The organism is Sulfuricurvum sp. PD_MW2 (assembly GCF_002633015.1).
GTDB lineage: Bacteria > Campylobacterota > Campylobacteria > Campylobacterales > Sulfurimonadaceae > Sulfuricurvum.
The window spans coordinates 20,226-37,734 of sequence record NZ_NSIU01000013.1; the positions used below are offsets into that span (position 1 = coordinate 20,226).

The window sequence follows — 17,509 nt, forward strand, 5'->3', positions numbered from 1 at the left end:
TGTTTTTGAACTTCGCTGTAACTGTTGCAAGGGGTGTTCTATGGTTTTTTACGACAATTAGCGAAACAAAATGACAAAATGGCATTTCGGTGACAAATTTGTAGGAATGTGAGTTGCAGGGGGGAATATCTAAACTCTATTTGGAATGAAACAATTGATTTTAATGTAGATCAAAACTCTTTTAAAATCAATGTTTCAATAGCATCCAGTGATGCAGGCGGGTAATAATAAAAACCTTGTATCGAATCAATACCGCAATCGCGCAAAAATTCCATCTCATCTATGGTCTCAACCCCCTCAGCCAACACTTCCAGGCTCAATCCCTTCGATAATGCGATAATCGCTTTTACGATCGTTTGATTTTTCGGCTCTCGTGTGATATTACGGACAAATGAGATATCGACTTTTAGTTTATTGATCGGTAAGTTTTTGAGATAGGACAAAGAGGAATAACCCGTTCCAAAATCATCGATCGATACATGAAACCCTTTGTGGCGCAATTCACTCAATATTTCGATCACTTTTTCCGGATTGAGCAAGATAGAGCGTTCTGTGATTTCAAGCTCAATCCACTGCGGATCGCAGTGAGTCTCTTCTAAAATTTGATCGAGCATAGCCAAAAAGCCGCTATGATTAAACTGATGCGCAGAGACATTCACCGCAATTCGACCCACCAATAAATTCATCTCATACCATCGCTTTGCCGTTTTAAAACTCTCGATCAAGACAAATTTACCGATTTCAAGAATCAGCCCGCTCTCCTCGGCAATAGGAATAAATTCAGCAGGCGATATCGAACCCTTAGGAGAAAACCATCTTAATAACGCTTCTGTTCCCACAATAGATTCGGTTATTGGATTGATTTGGGGCTGAAAATAGAGTTCCAACTCATGATTGGAGAGTGCTTTTTTGAGATTTGTCGTAATATGCATTCGATGGAGGATCTCTTCTGTCAAGGCACTATTGTAAAAACTAAACGTATTTTTACCTTTGCTCTTAGCATGGTACATAGCGGCATCAGCGCATTTTAGAAGCTCTTCGGTCGTTTTGGCATCATCAGGATAGATAGCGATACCGATACTTCCTGTGATATAAACATCTTTTTCCTCAATACATAAAGCTTGATTAAACATATCCATCAGACGATTCAATGTCATATTCACAAGAATCTGATCACTTTGCGATGGAATCACAATAACGAATTCATCGCCTCCCGTACGGACGATATAGGCATTTTTTGGAAAGGTATTGATAAGTCTTTTTGAAATTTCTATCAAAAGCTTATCTCCGAATCCATGACCGTACGAATCGTTAATCTCTTTAAACCCGTCCAAATCCAAATACATAAATGCCGATCGGATCTGTTTGGAAAACTCTATTTTCATATGTTCATTAAGACTCAGACGATTCGGTAATTCGGTCAGTTCATCGTAATGTGCCAGATGGTCAAAACGCTCTTTGGCTTCTAGAATACTCCGTTCGTAGTTTTTTCGCTCAGTGATATCACGTACCGTTGCCTGCACAAAAGGCTCTTCATTTTCACTCTCAACACGTGTCAGCAGTACTTCGGCATCAAATAATTCACCGTTTAACCGTTGATGCGTCCATTCAAAAAAATTACTCCCTTCATGTAGTGCGATCGCTAGCATCTCACGGGCTTTATCTTCTGACAAACGACCATCGCTTTGGTACAAAGGTGAAACATTGACAGGACCGATAGCGAGAAACTCTTCTTCCGTGGCGGCACCGAAAAGTTTAAGCGTCGCATTATTCGCTTTTGTAAATTTTCCTATTGCCGGAGAAAACGTCATAAGGGAATCCAAAGAATTTTCAAACAATTTTTGATATTTCATCATATTTCGTTGAGATTCCAGTTCAGAAAGTTTCAACTCCGTAATATCTTGCATGACCCCCTGAACCTTGACAATTTTTCCCTCTTCAATGACGGGAGTGCCCACGGTTCTTACCCATTTATGAACACCTGAAGCCGTAATAATCTCCAACTGCAGATCGTAGGGTTTGCCCAAATGGATCACATCTTCTATCGCTTTTTCGATAATCGGACGTGAAAGAGGAGTATAAAAATCAAGACCTTTCTGTACATCGATGGGCGAGTCTTCCGGAAGATCATGGATGCGACTCAGTTCATCCGTCCACTCCCCTTTGAGTGTAGCAACATCAAAACTCCATCCCCCGATTTTAGCGATATGATTGGTTTGTGCCAAAAGCTGCTCATGAGCTTGTTTACGATATTTTCCGAGTTTAACGGCACCATCTACTCGGGCTATCAACTCACCGCTGTGAAATGGTTTGGACAGATAATCATCCGCACCCGACATCAATCCCTCTGCTTTATCCGCTTCTCCGGCACGGGCTGAAATCAAAATAATCGGTAAAGAATAGGTATATTCAGCCGATCGGATTTTTTTTAAAAATTCAAATCCATTGAGTTTAGGCATCATGACATCGCTCAACACAAGATCGGGTAAATTTTTTTGACATAACTCCCATGCATTTTCACCATCAACGGCCAAAGTGACATCGTATCCGGCATCTTCTAGCATCCGTTTAATAAATTCGCGCATATCAGCATTGTCATCAGCGACTAATATATGTCCTTTTGTGCCTTGTGTTCGGTGCGATGAGGGATTGTTTTTAGTATCATCGCTCCATCGTTGAGCTTCTGCAATATAGGTTTCAGCGTGTTTCGACAATGGCTTGGGTTGAGGCTCTTTATCTAAAGAGATGTTGTGTTTGACTCCTAAAGGCATATAAACACTAAAAGTCGTCCCTTCACCAAGTCTACTCTCAACTTCGATACTCCCTCCTTGAATCTTGACCAGCTCTTTAACCAATGAAAGACCGATTCCGCTCCCTTCGTAGGAGCGTCCCTGCGAATTTTCAACACGATAAAACCGATCGAATAATTTGGGAAGAGCATCGGCTGAAATACCGATTCCGGTATCTTTTACCCGTAAAACAGCTTTAGAGTTTTCAACACCTGTCGAAACATGAATCGAACCCTTATGGGTGAATTTAAAAGCATTGGAAAGCAAATTCAAAACGATTTTTTCCCACATATCCCGATCCACTTCAACCCATTCGTTCATAGGAGGACAATCAATAATCAGTTTTAAATCAGAAAGTTCCGATGCGGATGAAAAATTACTCGCCAAATCTGCTGTAAGTGAGGAAAGATCGGTTGCTTCATAGGAGGCTTTTGTACGTCCGGCTTCGATTCGGGAAAAATCAAGCAACGTATTGACCAGTTTCAACAATCGCAATGCATTGCGATGGATAATTTCGATATTGGATGCTACTCTTTTTGATTCGAGTGTTTCATACTTTGCCAATAACTCTTCTGCAGGTGCGAGCATGAGGGTCAGCGGGGTTCTAAACTCATGCGAAATATTTGAAAAAAATTCGGTTTTTAAACGGTCCATCTCTTTGAGTTTGTCATTGAGTTCTGCCACCTCTTTTTCTCTGGCTTTGATGAGACGATTGACTTCTTTGACTTCATTGGCTCGTTTGAGAACTTCTGCTTCCAGGCGATTGATATGTGTATTTGACAATGGTTCACTGCATTGATTGGACTCTTTGAGGAGTATAAAATCGGTCACATCTTCGACGTTATGGACAATATAAATTACCTCTCCGTCTGTATCCAGGATAGGAGCGTTGATCGGACTCCAATATTTGACTTCAAATCCGTTGCTTCCATCCCGAAGGGGGATATCGTATTTTTGAATCCCCATAATGTCGGTTTTTTTATATCGGACAACACGATCCAAAGAGATGTGCAAATCACTTACGCCACTGACGGATTGATCTTTCGGATTATCAGGAAATACTTCAAATAAAGGCTTTCCGATGACGTTCTCACGGATGATGCCCGTCGCATTAAGATAGTAGTCGTTGACTGCAACTATGGTATACGTTGCATCCGCTTGTAAAATTAAATAGGGATGGGGACTCGATTCGAAGATATGTTGAAAAAATAGTTTCGAAAACTGCATATCCTTCTCCCTAAATAGAGATGTATGCAGCGATTATACTACTGGATAGTAAACACCATCTTTAAACATAAAATAATACAAAAAACCCATATTGCTTGGTTTGAATCCGAGCTTTTGATAGAATTCTATAGCACTTTGATTGCGTTGATCCGCACCGAGTGCTAAACGTTTCATACCCCGCTTATGACACTCATCAATCAAGGCATGAAGCAATTTTTTGCCAATCCCCTGAGCACGGTACGCTTTGGTAACTACAACATCTTCAATCAACCCGACATAATCACCCATCGCAGTTGAAACGAATTTTTGAACCGTCGCCATTGCGATGATGTGATTATCGATTTGTACTACAAAAGCTACACTATCAGGCATTTCGAGCAAAAGTTTCAGCCCATTCATCTGCTTCATGCTATCAATGACAAAATCATCTTCAATCGCAAAAAGCTCTTCCAGTAATCCCACCATAGCGGGGATATCACTCTTTTTTGCTTGCCGAATAATCATCGTCCGTTTTTCATCCGTTCTAAAATTTCTCCCAGTTTATCATGACGGAGCTGAATGAGGCGTTCAATCTCATCGTAATCAAACGTACCGAAGTAAGCCATATCAAAGAGTCTGAGAAGAGCTGCACGACAACAACTCTTATCACACCCAGTGACCAGCTTTTTGGCTTTTTTATACGGCAAAGAAGTTTCTTGAAAAATAATAATTGCTTCGGCAACACTCTTACCTCCGCATTCACAAATTTCAAGTGCTAATACCTCTTCTTTGGTTGCCATACTGCTAATCTTTATAAAGAATGCTCTTTTTTATACGTATTTGCCGCTTCAACGGCGTTATACAATTTTTCGGCCAATTCAGGCATTTTGACATGATTCGTCCAAACCGTATCTTCGACGATATCATGGATTTCTGAAGCAATTTCTACCGCAAAACGTTTGAGTTTTGCCAACTCTTTTTTATGATCAATCTCTTGTGACATTATTAACTCCTTTTTAATGATACATGCATATCATGTTCATAATGAAAATGCATAAATATTTTCGAATTTGATATCTCTCGGTTCACCATAACTCATATGGATAAAACTCCCTTTTTTCTGAAAATGGTATTTCTCAAATAAAGCAACCGCTTTCGTATTCCCCATCGGGATATCGGCAAAGACTTTTTTGAGCCCTCTAAAATACAGAACCCCTTGCATCATCTTCTCCGCTTCCTCTTCAAATCCCTCGCGACATTGCCACGGGCCCAGATAAACGCCACGTGCATTTATAACACTAGAGTGTTGAAAAGAATTAGCCAACGCAAATTTGAGCGAGCTGTTGCGTTCCATCTCGCCTTCCATAAAGCTCATCCGATTTTCGCTGAACGTTTCATAATCGATACGACGAATAATCGCATCAAAATTACCACTGTCAAGTTCTTTTGCCTGGGCGTTGGTAAAACTAAACGGCGGTACTTTTCCTACGTTGAGATAACGCCCTACCTCCATGACTGAAGTAAACCCATACCCTTTGAAAAAAGGTTCCAATGCTGGATTGGCGTGGAGATATAAGGATGGATGGTCTGCATTTAAAACACCAAATAGAGTGTCAAAAAGACGTTTACCAAGCCCCTGATTTTGATGTGATGGTTTGACCATAAAATATTTGATCATTGCGGAGGTTTCAAACTCTATTGCCATCACTGCACCCACCAATGCACCCTCCTCATACACACCGTAGCACAAATGAGGAGAATGCATCATCATGAGTTTGACATGGTACCCATCCAATAACCAACCTACTTCTTCGGCAATTTTGGTAAGTTCCGCCACATCGGCGTATTTGAGCCAACCTATAAACACGCTGCATCCTGATAAAGAGATTTGAGTTCATACGTCTCTAATACCCGCTTACGAGAGGTGACGATTTCACGTATTTTAGGGAGAAGATCGCCAAGAATCGAATTATCCGCACGGATTCCCATCCGTGCCAAATGGTAGCGGATTGTTGCACTTCCCGAATGCTTTCCGATAGGGAAAGAGCTTTGCAATCCCACCTCACTTGGTTCATAAGGTTCATACGCATGAGAATCCTTCATCATTCCGCTCGCATGAATACCGCTCTCATGAGCAAAAAGACGCTCACCCACGATAGGGGCATTCGGCATGAGAGGCATATTAGCAGCATAAGAGACGCTCAGGACCAGTTCGCGAATTGCCATCGGATCAATCGTTCTATGCTCACCGTATAGATGTTTGAGTGCCATCAAAATTTGCTCAAACGAGGCATTACCCGCCCGTTCACCCAACCCGATCACCGTCGTATTCATCGAAACGGCTCCCGCATCGATCCCACTTAGGGCATTGGCATTGGCCAAACCAAAATCGTTATGCGTATGCATCTCGATAGGTAGCAGATCCAAATCACACAACGCTTTGATCACATCATACGTCTGTGTCGGTGTCATAATTCCTACCGTATCACAATAACGGAAACGATCCGCACCGCATTCACGTGAAAGGCTCATAACATCACGAATAAAGTCTAAGGAGCCGCGCGAACTGTCTTCTCCTCCGATACAGACAAAAAGACTTTCCCGCTTAGCTGCTCTGACAACCCTCTCTACTTCACGGAGCATAGAGGATTTGTTCCCTCCAAATTTAACATCGATCAGTAAATCAGAAATCGGTATTGAGAGATCAACTGCCTGCACTCCACATGAAAGAGAAGAGTCCAAATCCTCCATTTTCATCCGGTTCCACGTCATCATACGTGCGTTCAGTCCAAGTCCCAGCAACTCTTTTATATCCTCACGCTCTTTGACACCCATCGCCGCGATACCGATTTCGAGTTCATCCGCACCACACACATCGAGCAAAGTCGCTATCCGGACTTTTTCGGCGGTATTAAAAGCTACGTAGGGAGCCTGTTCCCCGTCGCGTAAAGTAGTATCATTGATGAGCGCCATGATAGGCTCCTTAGTTTGCTTCTAACTCTTCCGGCAAATTGAAATATTTGCGTGTCGCTTTGAGTACCGATGCTTCGATCGGTTGATACGCATAATCTTGATCAGCAACAATGCCGGCTGCAGCCAGATCCCCCTGAGGACATCCGCCGATTTTTGCCGTGAGGATCAATTTTACATCTTTGAGACGATCCAAAATCGGTTGCAACGGATTAGTTCCATCGGGTCCGGCGCAGTATTCGGCTTCCACTTTGCGATGGTGGATAAAGCGTATTCCCTTATCCCCCGCTTCGTAAATCAAAAACTCTCTTACACTTCCGAAGTGTTGGTTAATCATCCCCTCGCCTGCCGTCGTCACAGCTACGAGAATTGTATGACCGTCACTGCTAAGCTCGGCTTTTTCTTTGCGGACACGCTCATTGGCTTGATCGAGGAAAAATCGGAACTCTTCGATTTTTGCCTGAGCCTCTTGACGCGCTTCAAGATCGTATTTGATTTGCAGTTCATCAAAACTAAGCCCAGAAAACGTATCTTTGGTAAATTCGGCTCCGCGATCTTCACCGATCAATCCTACCGCATCGGCGCGGCATTGACGGCAGTGCTGCATTAGTTTCATATCCATACCGCACGCTTCTTGCACTTCCATTTGCTGTTGATCGGTTGCGCTTGGAATACCGTCAAGAGCGAATTTGGTTCCGAACTCCGGTTCGGAGAGGATCGGCATAATGTTATGCAAAAATACCCCGATCTCTTTGAGCTTTTTGGAGACTTCAGGGAGATGTTTATCGTTGATCCCCGGAATCAAAACCGAGTTTGCTTTTATCAAAATCCCTTTTTCTGCACATAGACGCATCCCCTCTATTTGGCGTTCCAAAAGGATTTGCGCCGCTTCACGTCCGTAATAGCGTTTGTTGTTATAAAAAATCCAAGGATAAATCTGGCTTCCTATCTCACCGCTCTCATCAACGCTATTAATGGTCACGGTAACATGATCAATATTGTATTTGACTAATTCATCGATATAGCTTGCGAGTTCCAATCCGTTTGTCGAAAGGCATAGCTTCAGATCGGGAGCAAATTTACGTACCAAGGCAAACGTCTCAAATGTTTTGAGCGGATTAGCTAACGCATCTCCCGGACCAGCAATCCCCAAGACACTCATCCGCTGTACTTCACCGCCGACGAACATCACTTTTTTCGCCGCTTCTTCGGGAGTGAGACGCTCCGAGGTAACCCCGGGACGGCTTTCGTTGGAACAATCGTATTTTCGGTTGCAGTAGTTACACTGAATGTTACATGCGGGTGCTACCGCAACATGGATGCGGGCATAGTGGTGATGTGCCCCTTCTGAATAACATGGATGATTATGAATCTTATCTTTGATATCATCGGGCATAAAAGCTTCGCTATGGCTTGACGAACAGCTCATTGTATCTCCTTGAGAATAGATCAAATGATTCTTGGCCTCATCCAGCACGTAATCATTTTCTTAACAAGACAGATGCAACTGATGTTCTAACGGATTAAGAGAAACTGTCGTACTCAAAACAGACAAAGTAAAACGTTTTTGTCTGTTTTTGAAAGGATCCGAGAAGCGATGTAGTTTTTAGAGAATATCAGGAGAAGGGATGGAGAAAAGATAACCCTGCGAATAATCAACACCCAATTCCAAAAGGGTATTAAAGATTGGATCGTCTTCGACGAATTCCGCAATGGTTTTAATCCCTTTCTTCTGGGCAAAAAAGAGGATACTTTGCACTGTAAAGAGATGATCGCTGTCACGATTGACATTTTTGATCAATGAACCGTCAATTTTGATGTAATCGACATCGAGTTTACTCAAATAGCTAAAGTTCGAATACCCCGTTCCAAAATCATCAATCGCGATCTTACACCCAAACGGTTTGACCGTTTTGATAAATTCGATCACCTCTTCATAATTGACAATACCCTCGGATTCAACGATCTCAAAAACGACACGGGAAGCCGCTTTTGAGCTTTCGAGCATTTGATAAACATACAGACGGGTCTCTTCCGAAACGATATCGGACATAGTCAGATTTAACGAGAATTCAAATTCAAGATTTTCAAACATTGCAAACGTTTTTGCAATCATAATTCGGGTCAATTTATCATAAAGCTTTGCTTTTTTAGCATGTTCCAAAAACCAAAACGGGGTCAATACTTTTCCATCCGGCTCTATCAGACGAATCAATGACTCGTATTTGACGATTTTACGTGTTTGATTATCGATTATTCCCTGAAAATATGGGACGATGCGATCCTCTTCGATTGCCGATTTTATTTTATCAAACATCCAGATATTATTACGGGCTTTTTCGGCCAAAGCGGTATTGTCATTGAAGAATATGAGTTTTGAGCGCTTCTCTTTGGCCTCTTTGAGCGCCATGTGAGCTAGATTGTATACATCCGTATAGGTAGCGTGCGCAATTCCAGCAGAAACACTGATCGAAATATCATGCCCCGCAATCTGATATTTATAATTTTCAAGTTTATTGATATGCTCAATCAAATGGCCTCTCAATAACTCATCAAACTCTCTTTTCCCACATATAATCGCGAATTCATCTCCGCTGATACGGTAAAGATAGTCATGTTCGACCGTCTCTTCGAGCCGACGCGCAAATGCTTTAAGCAACTGATCGCCGATCGAATATCCGAAATAATCGTTGATCGTAGAAAATCGGTCGATATTGAGAAGCACCAATGTCGTCTCCTCTTTACCGTTCTCCAAATCCCCCAACAAAGCGGTACGGTTTTTTAACCCGCTGAGATTATCGATCAACTGACGACGGATAATCATATCTTTAGCCACGAGTTCCGATACATCCACACGAGATGCGATGAACTCTACTACATTTCCCCTATCGTCAAATATCGGAGCGATTACCGATTTAACATAATATTCTTGACCGCTTTTTGAAAGATTTTTAAAGGTCTCTTTCCAAACATGCCCCTCTTTGATCGTTGACCAGAGCTCTTTAAAGAGCTCCTTCGGGGTATCCGGATGACGAACCAAATTGTGGTTTTTCCCGATTAACTCTTCTCGCGAATATCCAGAATTTTTGCAAAATGCATCATTAACGTACGTAATAATACCGCTTGCATCGGTTTTGGAGACAATGGAGCTTTCGTCCAAAACCATTTTGTATTGATCGAGGATTTTAATACTGTCATCCAGTTCCCCCTGCGTCGTATTGACCAAATGGGTCAACGATTTGAGCATCGTATGATTGTGCTGATGCGTTGATTCTTGAAGTTTATTTTGATTTATCTCTTTCGATTCGCTCAAAGAGAGGGTTGTCGTCGTGATATTAAGCAGCTGATTACCGGATGGAGAGTGAAAAAATTCGCCATACGTGAACATACCGGCTGTCGGTGCGATTTCGTTGATTAATCCGAATTCGTAGTTCAACTGATCTTTTAAAAACAGTTTGCGCACCGAACACGAATAGATATAGGTCGCTTCTACAGGTGTAGAAGCGATATCTTGTCGCAAACTATTAGCCTGATCGAGTATCTCTTCGATATTTCCGATCGCAAAACGGACTTCTTCTCCATCATGAAAGTGCCCGGCATAGACAAATCCGCCATCTTCGCTCTGCGCAATCATGGATCGGGCAATATGAACTCCGTCTTCCACTTTGATCAAAGGAAATTCGATCGCACTGGCAGGAATCTTTGCGATTGTCTCTTCTCCGAGATAGTGAGTATAGAGCTCTTTTACCGATCGACCGTCAATTTCGTAGATAATATTTTTCAGAGCACGGGTGATTGTCATCGATTTACCGATCATTGTCCAGTTGAGCGAATAGGTAGGATGAACTTCAAGCACTTCACTTTGTAATACCGCGATAACTACACCGTCTTCATAAAGAGTCCCCTCTTTACAAATATAGGTGCGGCTAAATGTCAAATCATCCCCTGCATTTCCACCGGCAATGACAATATCGTTTCGAACAGAAGTAAACCCGTTCAAAAAGGATTCAGAATCACTTTTAAGCCCTTCACTAAGAACAATACACGCCTTTGTATCTGGCGTAAGAATCTCTTGTGCGGCACGTACACCGTGGTCATAATCGGATCGAGGAAAATAGAACGTTTTAACAACCGTAGAATCAAATAATGACGCAGAGATGATAATCTGTCCTGTTGTCATCATACCATCAATCACCTCGCCGGCTGTCGTAGCTCCGATAAGCAGGGCATGAGGAAGTTTGGAGGTGATCAGTTGAAGAATGGGTTCTATCTGTTTTCTATCGATCACACCGCTAAAAAGCTGTATAAAGACCGATCCTCGGTGAGAGAGAATATGGTCGAGAAATATCTGGAGGTCTTCGACCGTATCATAGCGATGATTGATCAATCGCATATAAATTCCCCTTTTTTTCACCATTTAGTTATATTGTATACAAGAATAACTGAATTTAATTAAGTACTATCACAAAAGTTAGTTCAAGAATAAAAATTGCATTTCCTATTCGAGAGTAAAAGGAGTTTCGATCATGATCGTTGCCATACCGCTGGATGCAAAAGAGAGAGTCTATCATAACAATCCGTGTGCGTGTACGATGTTCTCTTTGTACGAAGTGATCGGAAATCGCAAAGACATTCGGTATCGTCACATCGAAACACGTCTCAATCCATGGGAAAAGTATGCCGGTGATATGGTCAAAGATCCAAAAATGATGGCGTGCGAATGCGAAAGTACATTGGCTCAAAATCCCCACCATATCAGCGAACACTACACACTGCTACAGGCAATCGGCAAATGCAATACTCTCATCGTAGATCAATATTGTCTCAATACCCTCTATGCGATGAAAAATGTCGGAATCAAACTCCATAAAATTCCCCCTTTTATCAAAACAGCTACTGCAGCGATCGAGCATTTCGTGATCGGAACGGAGATTGCCGAGCATCTGCGTTACATCCATCCGGCATAAAGGAGCCATCCATGCGCATTATCCATCAATCGAGTGTTTTAGAACTGTGTGATTTGCCCCTCGACATCGGCTACGCATCTGAAAAAGTAAACCTCAAGGATTACACGGGAACCATTGTCACAATCGGCGGTCAAAACGGGACAACGCAACTCCTCATCAGCGCACCCTTTATCGATGACGCGCTCCTTGCTCAGGTTAGCGAGATCGATACGCTCCTCTCTCTCAATGCTCTGGATTCGATCACAAAAGGGATCATCGTTGCTTCCGATACCCATCATCTGCCACATATAAACGGCTGGCTGTGCGGATACGATGTTGACGAAGCATTCGGAGACTATTACGGTGTACGGATGAATAATGATACACTCGCAAAAACTCTCTTTATCCTCTCTAAAGACGGAGCGGTGTTTTACCATGAAATCCTCAAGGATCTTGATGCACCCTTCAGCATCGAAAAAGCTCTTGCCAAAATCGTTGCGGCACAAAGCTGCTATACCGGCAAAGGGTGCCACGGATAAACGAAGGTGACATTTTTGTCCCTTCTGTGTTAAGAATGCAAAATGCAATCCTCTTTCCAAAGTTCCCAAAGGGGTCACGATGGACACCATGATAGAGACAATCAAAAAAGAGTTGCGTAACCAAAGCACCATCCCCTACTTCGGTTTGGGTGTGTTTGAGGGAATAACGACAAAAGAGGGAGAAAGCGTTCCACATGACAGCGATTCCCTCATATTGGCGATGAACGCTGGCAGAGCTATGGCACCGCGTCTGATGTATGAATACTCACGTGCCGCAATGCATTTGGAACAGCGTCGTGGGGTTGAGTATATGACCCAGCTTATCAACCACATCTATACCAAACCTTTTGAGCCGACCCCCCTTCACAAGGCGATCATCGATATGTCCCCGCGCTATATCATCGATACCAACCGCGATACTTCATTCCAAGAACTTCTCGCCTATACACCGCATTGTCTCATCATCGGGAAATCGCGCATCATGGGCAACGATTACCGCTATGAGGTGTATGAATACGACGTCGAAAACCAAAAATACTTTTTGGTAGACGAAGAGGTATTGGAGACTGCCCAAAAAATCCTCTTTAAACCGATGGGTTCCCCGCTCCCTAATCCCAGCTTTGTTATTAGCGATGCCGACTATGTCGACTGGCTCACCGAAGCGATGGGGGGATTTGCGGTGCCCAAAGTGCTCAAAACCTACCGAAAAGCAAAAAAATACCTCTTTTTAGGGACATTTTTCGATCGTGATACCGACCGTATGGTGGCAAACGAACTCTCCCTTGATTTGGAGGGGGGATACGTCATTACTGACAAAGAACTCGGAAAAAAAGAGAAAAAGTTCATCGACAAACACCATCTCGAGGTGATTCAGATGTCATTACCCGAATTTATCAAAGCATTCATCTAAAAGGAGATTTTTATGCCGTACATCCCTACCGTCAAAGATGTTTCCCCGCGTGGAGAGCGTTATTTCGATCTCTTCTCCAAACTTCTCGGAGACCGTGTCATCGTCATCACCGAAGCGATCGACGATCACATGATGGGCGTTATCGTCTCTCAGCTACTCTATCTGGAGGCGATGGATTCCGAAGAGCCGATCCACATGTACATCAGCTCCCCCGGAGGTTCGGTCATGGCAGGGCTTGCCATCCTCGATACGATGAATCTCATCAATGCTCCTGTGCATACCTACGCCATGGGTCTCGTTGCGTCAATGGCGGCGGTTCTGTTTACCTGCGGAGAAAAAGGGCATCGCTACATGCTCCCCAACGCTGAAGTGATGATCCATCAGCCGCTCGGAGGCTATTCAGGTCAGGCGAGCGACATCGAGATCCACACCAAACATATTCTCAACCTCAAACGCCGTTTGTATCTCATCCTCTCCGAAGCGACAGGTCAGAGCACCAAGGTGATCGAAAAAGAGTCCGATCGTGATAACTATATGGAAGCCGAAGCCGCCATCAAATTCGGTCTCGCCGATGAGATCATCACTAAATTCAGTGCCAAGGAGTAAAGGATGAGTACCAGTGAGAAAACCTGTTCGTTTTGCGGACGCCCTCAGAGCGAAGTGAAAAAAATGTTCTCCTCCGAGACAACCCACATCTGCAACGAATGTGTCACCACCTGCTCCGCGATCCTCCAAAAAGAGGTGCGCTACGAGCAACGCTCCGCAATGCAGCAGCAGCTCCCCGTCCCTGAGAAGATTGTCGAGTTTTTGGACAAATATATCATCGGTCAGGAGGATGCGAAAAAAGTGCTCGCAGTTGCACTCTACAACCACTACAAACGGATCGAAAATCCTATCTACAACAACGTGGAACTCGAAAAGTCCAACATTATGCTCGTAGGTCCGACGGGAAGCGGTAAGACGCTTTTGGCAAAATCGCTCTCTAAAATCATGCAAGTGCCGTTCGCTGTCGCCGATGCGACCGCATTGACCGAAGCAGGTTATGTCGGTGAAGACGTCGAGAGTATCCTCAGCCGCCTCCTCGCCGCCGCCAACTACGACATCGACCTGGCACAGCGCGGTATCATCTACATCGACGAAGTGGATAAAATTGCCCGTAAGGGTGAGAGTTCGACGATGGGGCGTGACGTATCGGGTGAGGGGGTACAGCAAGGGCTATTGAAGATTTTAGAGGGTGCGGAAGTGTATGTTCCGATCAAAGGGAGCCGCAAAAACTCCACCACTGAGACGGTACTTTTTAACACCTCACACGTCCTGTTTGTCTGCGGCGGTGCGTTTGTAGGACTCGTCCCCGATACCCACACCAAAAAATCCAACAAAGTGGGATTTGCGAAAAGTACAACGGATAAAACCGCCAAACCTAAAAAGATCGATGCCAAAGCGCTTGTCCATTACGGGATGATCCCCGAGTTCATCGGTCGTATACCCGTAGTAGCACAGCTGGGAGAACTCACCAAAGATCAGATGATCCAAATCCTCACCGAGCCGGACAACGCCCTCATCAAACAGTTTCAGGCGTTTTTCGACATGGACGGTATCGAGCTGAACTTTGACAATAAAGCCCTCGAAGCAGTAGCTCAAAAAGCGATTGATCGAGGAGTCGGAGCACGTGGATTACGGGGAATTATAGAGGAAGCGATGTTACCGTTGCAGTACAGCTGCCCATCGAAGAAAGATTTGCAAAGTGTCACAATCACCGATGCGGTTATCGAAGACCCGAGCAAAGAGCCGATCTACACCTACAAATCAGATAAAGAGCAAGAATAACTGCTCTTTATTGTAACTTCTGCATTACCAGATCATTGACAACTTGAGGATTTGCTTTTCCTCCGCTCACTTTGAGTACCTGCCCGACAAAGAATCCGAACAGTTTTGTATTACCCGCTTTGTATTTTTCGACATTGTCGGGGTTTTTTGCCATGACATCATCAATGATCGGCAAGATGATCGCAGGATCACTGATTTGCACCAGTCCCTGTGCTTCGACGATTTGAGCCGGGTTATCACCGCTTTGCACCATCGCTTCAAATACCTGTTTGGCGATTTTGTTGGAGATGATCTCCTCATCGATCATTTTCACCAACTCAGCAATCTGCGCAGGGGTGAATTTCAGCTCATTAGCCTCTTTTTCTTTGAGTTCACGCGCCACTTCGTTGGCGACGATATTCGCGATGGTAATCGGGCTGTTATGGATAGAAAGAGCCGCTTCGTAAAAGGATGAGAGTTTCTCATCGCGTGCAAGAGTATTCGCCACTTCACTATTGAGTTTCAGTTCATTTGTGTATTTGTCAAATCGAGCCTGTTCTGCTTCGCTCATCGGGGCTACTTCACCCTCGATATGGACTTTTTTCTCCGGTGCTTTGCGCTCTGTTTTGGCTGCACCCTCGTCCGCTTTGTTCTTTTTGTTCCATGAGTCTTTGAGTCCGACAATTTTGTTGAATACCGGATGTTCGTCCGTGTAATCGATCGGATCGGCATAAAAATACCCCTGACGCTCAAACTGGAAACGGACGTCCGGTTTCTCGGCGATGAGAGCCGGCTCAACCAGAGCATTTTTGATGATTTTGAGCGACTCAGGATTGAGATCTTCGATCCCTTCCGGTGCTTCGCAGGTATAGAGACGATCATAAAGTCTGACCTCGACCGTTTTAGCGGTAGTTGCTTCGACCCATTGGATTGCACTTTTGACCTTGATACCGCTCGTATCGGAACCGCTTTTGGAGTCGGGATGGTACATCGCGATGATCTCGGTGATATTTCCCTGTTCGTCTTTGATCACCTCTTTGCAGGTGATGATATAGGCGTGTTTGAGTCTTACTGGCTGTTCCGGTGTGAGGCGGTAAAAGCCTGCTGGCGGATTCTCGCTGAAATCGTCGCGCTCGATGTAGATCTCACGGGAGAACGGAAGTTTTCGTGAACCCTCTTTCGGTACGTCTTCAGGGTAGTACGAAGCGTCTAGTTCTTCGTTCCCCTCGTAATTTTCAATCGTCACTTTGAGCGGGTCGAGGACACACATGACGCGCGGTACTTTGGTGTTCAGATCATCGCGGATGCAGAATTCGAGCTGTGCGACATCGACCATCGAGTTGGCTTTCGCGATACCGATTTGATGACAGAAATTGAGGATCGATTCGGGGGTATACCCGCGTCGGCGCAATCCCGCGATGGTCGGCATTCGTGGGTCATCCCATCCACTGACGTAGTTTTCGTTGACCAGTTCGAGGAGCTTTCGTTTACTCATGACGGTATAGTTGATCCCCAAACGTGCAAACTCATGCTGATACGGGCGCGGTGATGTCAGCCCCAGCGTATCGAGTACCCAGTCGTAGATGTCGCGATTGTTTTCAAATTCGAGGGTACAGATCGAGTGAGAAACCCCCTCGATGTAGTCGGAGAGGCAGTGTCCGTAATCGTACATCGGATAGATATGCCATGCATCCCCCGTGCGGTAGTGATGGGCGTGACGGATGCGGTAGAGGAGCGGATCGCGCATCTTCATGTTCGCCGCACTCATATCGATCTTGGCACGCAGGACGTGCTCTCCATCTTTGAATTCACCGTTTTTCATCCGCTCCAGCAGATCGAGATTTTCTTCGACGCTCCGCTCGGCATAGACACTGCGGCGACCGGGTTCGGTCACCGTTCCGCGATATTCACGGATCTCCTCTTCGCTCAAGCTGTCGACGTAGGCTTTGCCCATTTTGATGAGCTGTTTTGCGTATTCGTAGAGTTCAGGGAAATAATCGGAGGTGTAGCGAACATTCCCCTCCCATTTGAAGCCAAGCCATTCGACGGCGTCTTTGAGTGCTTCGACGTAGCGGGTATCTTCGGTCGTCGGGTTGGTATCGTCCATCCGCAAGTTACAGTGACCGTTGTAGTCGCGTGCGATACCGAAGTTGATCGCGATCGATTTGGCGTGTCCGATGTGGGGGAAGCCGTTTGGCTCAGGGGGGAAGCGTGTCACGACCTCGTTATATTTGTGTGCTTTTATATCTTCTTCGACGATGGTGCGTAAAAAATCTTTGCTCTCGTTCATTGCTCTAAAACCTTCTGAATCGTTTAAAATCGTATTTTATCAAATAAGTCCAA

Annotated in this window: 14 protein-coding genes; 5 read left to right on the top strand and 9 right to left on the bottom strand. The window is 44.5% G+C overall.

Annotated features, from left to right (window positions below):
• Positions 1–170 precede the first annotated feature (170 nt).
• The 8 genes from CJD30_RS07260 to CJD30_RS07295 form a co-directional block, all read right to left on the bottom strand.
• On the bottom strand, positions 171–4,016 hold the full coding sequence (locus CJD30_RS07260; RefSeq protein WP_294917890.1) for an EAL domain-containing protein: 3,846 nt from the start codon (positions 4,014–4,016) through the stop codon (positions 171–173).
• Between the two features lie 33 nt (positions 4,017–4,049).
• A complete protein-coding gene (locus tag CJD30_RS07265; RefSeq protein ID WP_294917892.1) occupies positions 4,050–4,520 on the bottom strand; it encodes a GNAT family N-acetyltransferase in 471 nt (156 codons plus the stop codon).
• On the bottom strand, positions 4,517–4,795 hold the full coding sequence (locus tag CJD30_RS07270; protein WP_294917894.1) for a hypothetical protein: 279 nt from the start codon (positions 4,793–4,795) through the stop codon (positions 4,517–4,519). Before CJD30_RS07270 ends, CJD30_RS07265 begins: the two co-directional genes overlap by 4 nt.
• An 11-nt stretch (positions 4,796–4,806) precedes the next feature.
• Positions 4,807–4,998 carry a CCE_0567 family metalloprotein gene (locus CJD30_RS07275; RefSeq protein WP_294917896.1) on the bottom strand — a complete coding sequence of 64 codons (192 nt, stop codon included), beginning with the start codon at positions 4,996–4,998 and terminating at the stop codon, positions 4,807–4,809.
• Positions 4,999–5,034: 36 nt separating this feature from the next.
• On the bottom strand, positions 5,035–5,862 hold the full coding sequence (locus tag CJD30_RS07280; protein WP_294917898.1) for a GNAT family N-acetyltransferase: 828 nt from the start codon (positions 5,860–5,862) through the stop codon (positions 5,035–5,037).
• Positions 5,853–6,968 (bottom strand): homocitrate synthase, encoded by a 1,116-nt coding sequence (gene nifV / locus CJD30_RS07285; protein WP_294917900.1) that lies wholly within the window; start codon positions 6,966–6,968, stop codon positions 5,853–5,855. The genes CJD30_RS07280 and nifV overlap by 10 nt, the downstream gene beginning before the upstream one ends.
• Positions 6,969–6,978: 10 nt before the next feature.
• Positions 6,979–8,394, bottom strand: a complete 1,416-nt coding sequence (gene nifB / locus CJD30_RS07290; protein WP_294917902.1) for a nitrogenase cofactor biosynthesis protein NifB — start codon at positions 8,392–8,394, stop codon at positions 6,979–6,981.
• A gap of 177 nt (positions 8,395–8,571) precedes the next feature.
• Entirely contained in the window at positions 8,572–11,358 is a 2,787-nt protein-coding gene (locus tag CJD30_RS07295) for an EAL domain-containing protein (RefSeq protein ID WP_294917904.1), read from the bottom strand.
• 133 nt (positions 11,359–11,491) lie between these two features.
• Between CJD30_RS07295 and CJD30_RS07300 the strand changes: the two genes are divergently transcribed.
• The 5 genes from CJD30_RS07300 to clpX all read left to right on the top strand — a co-directional run bounded on the left by CJD30_RS07300 (position 11,492) and on the right by clpX (position 15,187).
• Complete coding sequence (locus CJD30_RS07300) at positions 11,492–11,932, top strand: hypothetical protein (RefSeq protein ID WP_294917905.1); 441 nt, start codon at positions 11,492–11,494, stop codon at positions 11,930–11,932.
• An 11-nt stretch (positions 11,933–11,943) separates the two neighbouring features.
• Positions 11,944–12,450, top strand: coding sequence for a hypothetical protein (locus tag CJD30_RS07305; protein WP_294917907.1), 507 nt, complete (start codon positions 11,944–11,946; stop codon positions 12,448–12,450).
• A gap of 79 nt (positions 12,451–12,529) precedes the next feature.
• Complete coding sequence (locus CJD30_RS07310; protein ID WP_294917909.1) at positions 12,530–13,360, top strand: SIR2 family protein; 831 nt, start codon at positions 12,530–12,532, stop codon at positions 13,358–13,360.
• A 12-nt stretch (positions 13,361–13,372) separates the two neighbouring features.
• Positions 13,373–13,966 (top strand): ATP-dependent Clp protease proteolytic subunit, encoded by a 594-nt coding sequence (locus CJD30_RS07315; RefSeq protein WP_294917911.1) that lies wholly within the window; start codon positions 13,373–13,375, stop codon positions 13,964–13,966.
• 3 nt (positions 13,967–13,969) lie between these two features.
• Positions 13,970–15,187 carry an ATP-dependent Clp protease ATP-binding subunit ClpX gene (clpX, locus tag CJD30_RS07320; protein ID WP_294917913.1) on the top strand — a complete coding sequence of 406 codons (1,218 nt, stop codon included), beginning with the start codon at positions 13,970–13,972 and terminating at the stop codon, positions 15,185–15,187.
• 7 nt (positions 15,188–15,194) lie between these two features.
• Here the strand turns inward: clpX and CJD30_RS07325 are convergent, their stop codons facing one another.
• The gene (locus tag CJD30_RS07325) at positions 15,195–17,456 is read right to left on the bottom strand and encodes a glutamine--tRNA ligase/YqeY domain fusion protein (protein WP_294917915.1); all 2,262 of its coding nucleotides are present in this window, start codon (positions 17,454–17,456) and stop codon (positions 15,195–15,197) included.
• Between the last annotated feature and the right edge of the window lie 53 nt (positions 17,457–17,509).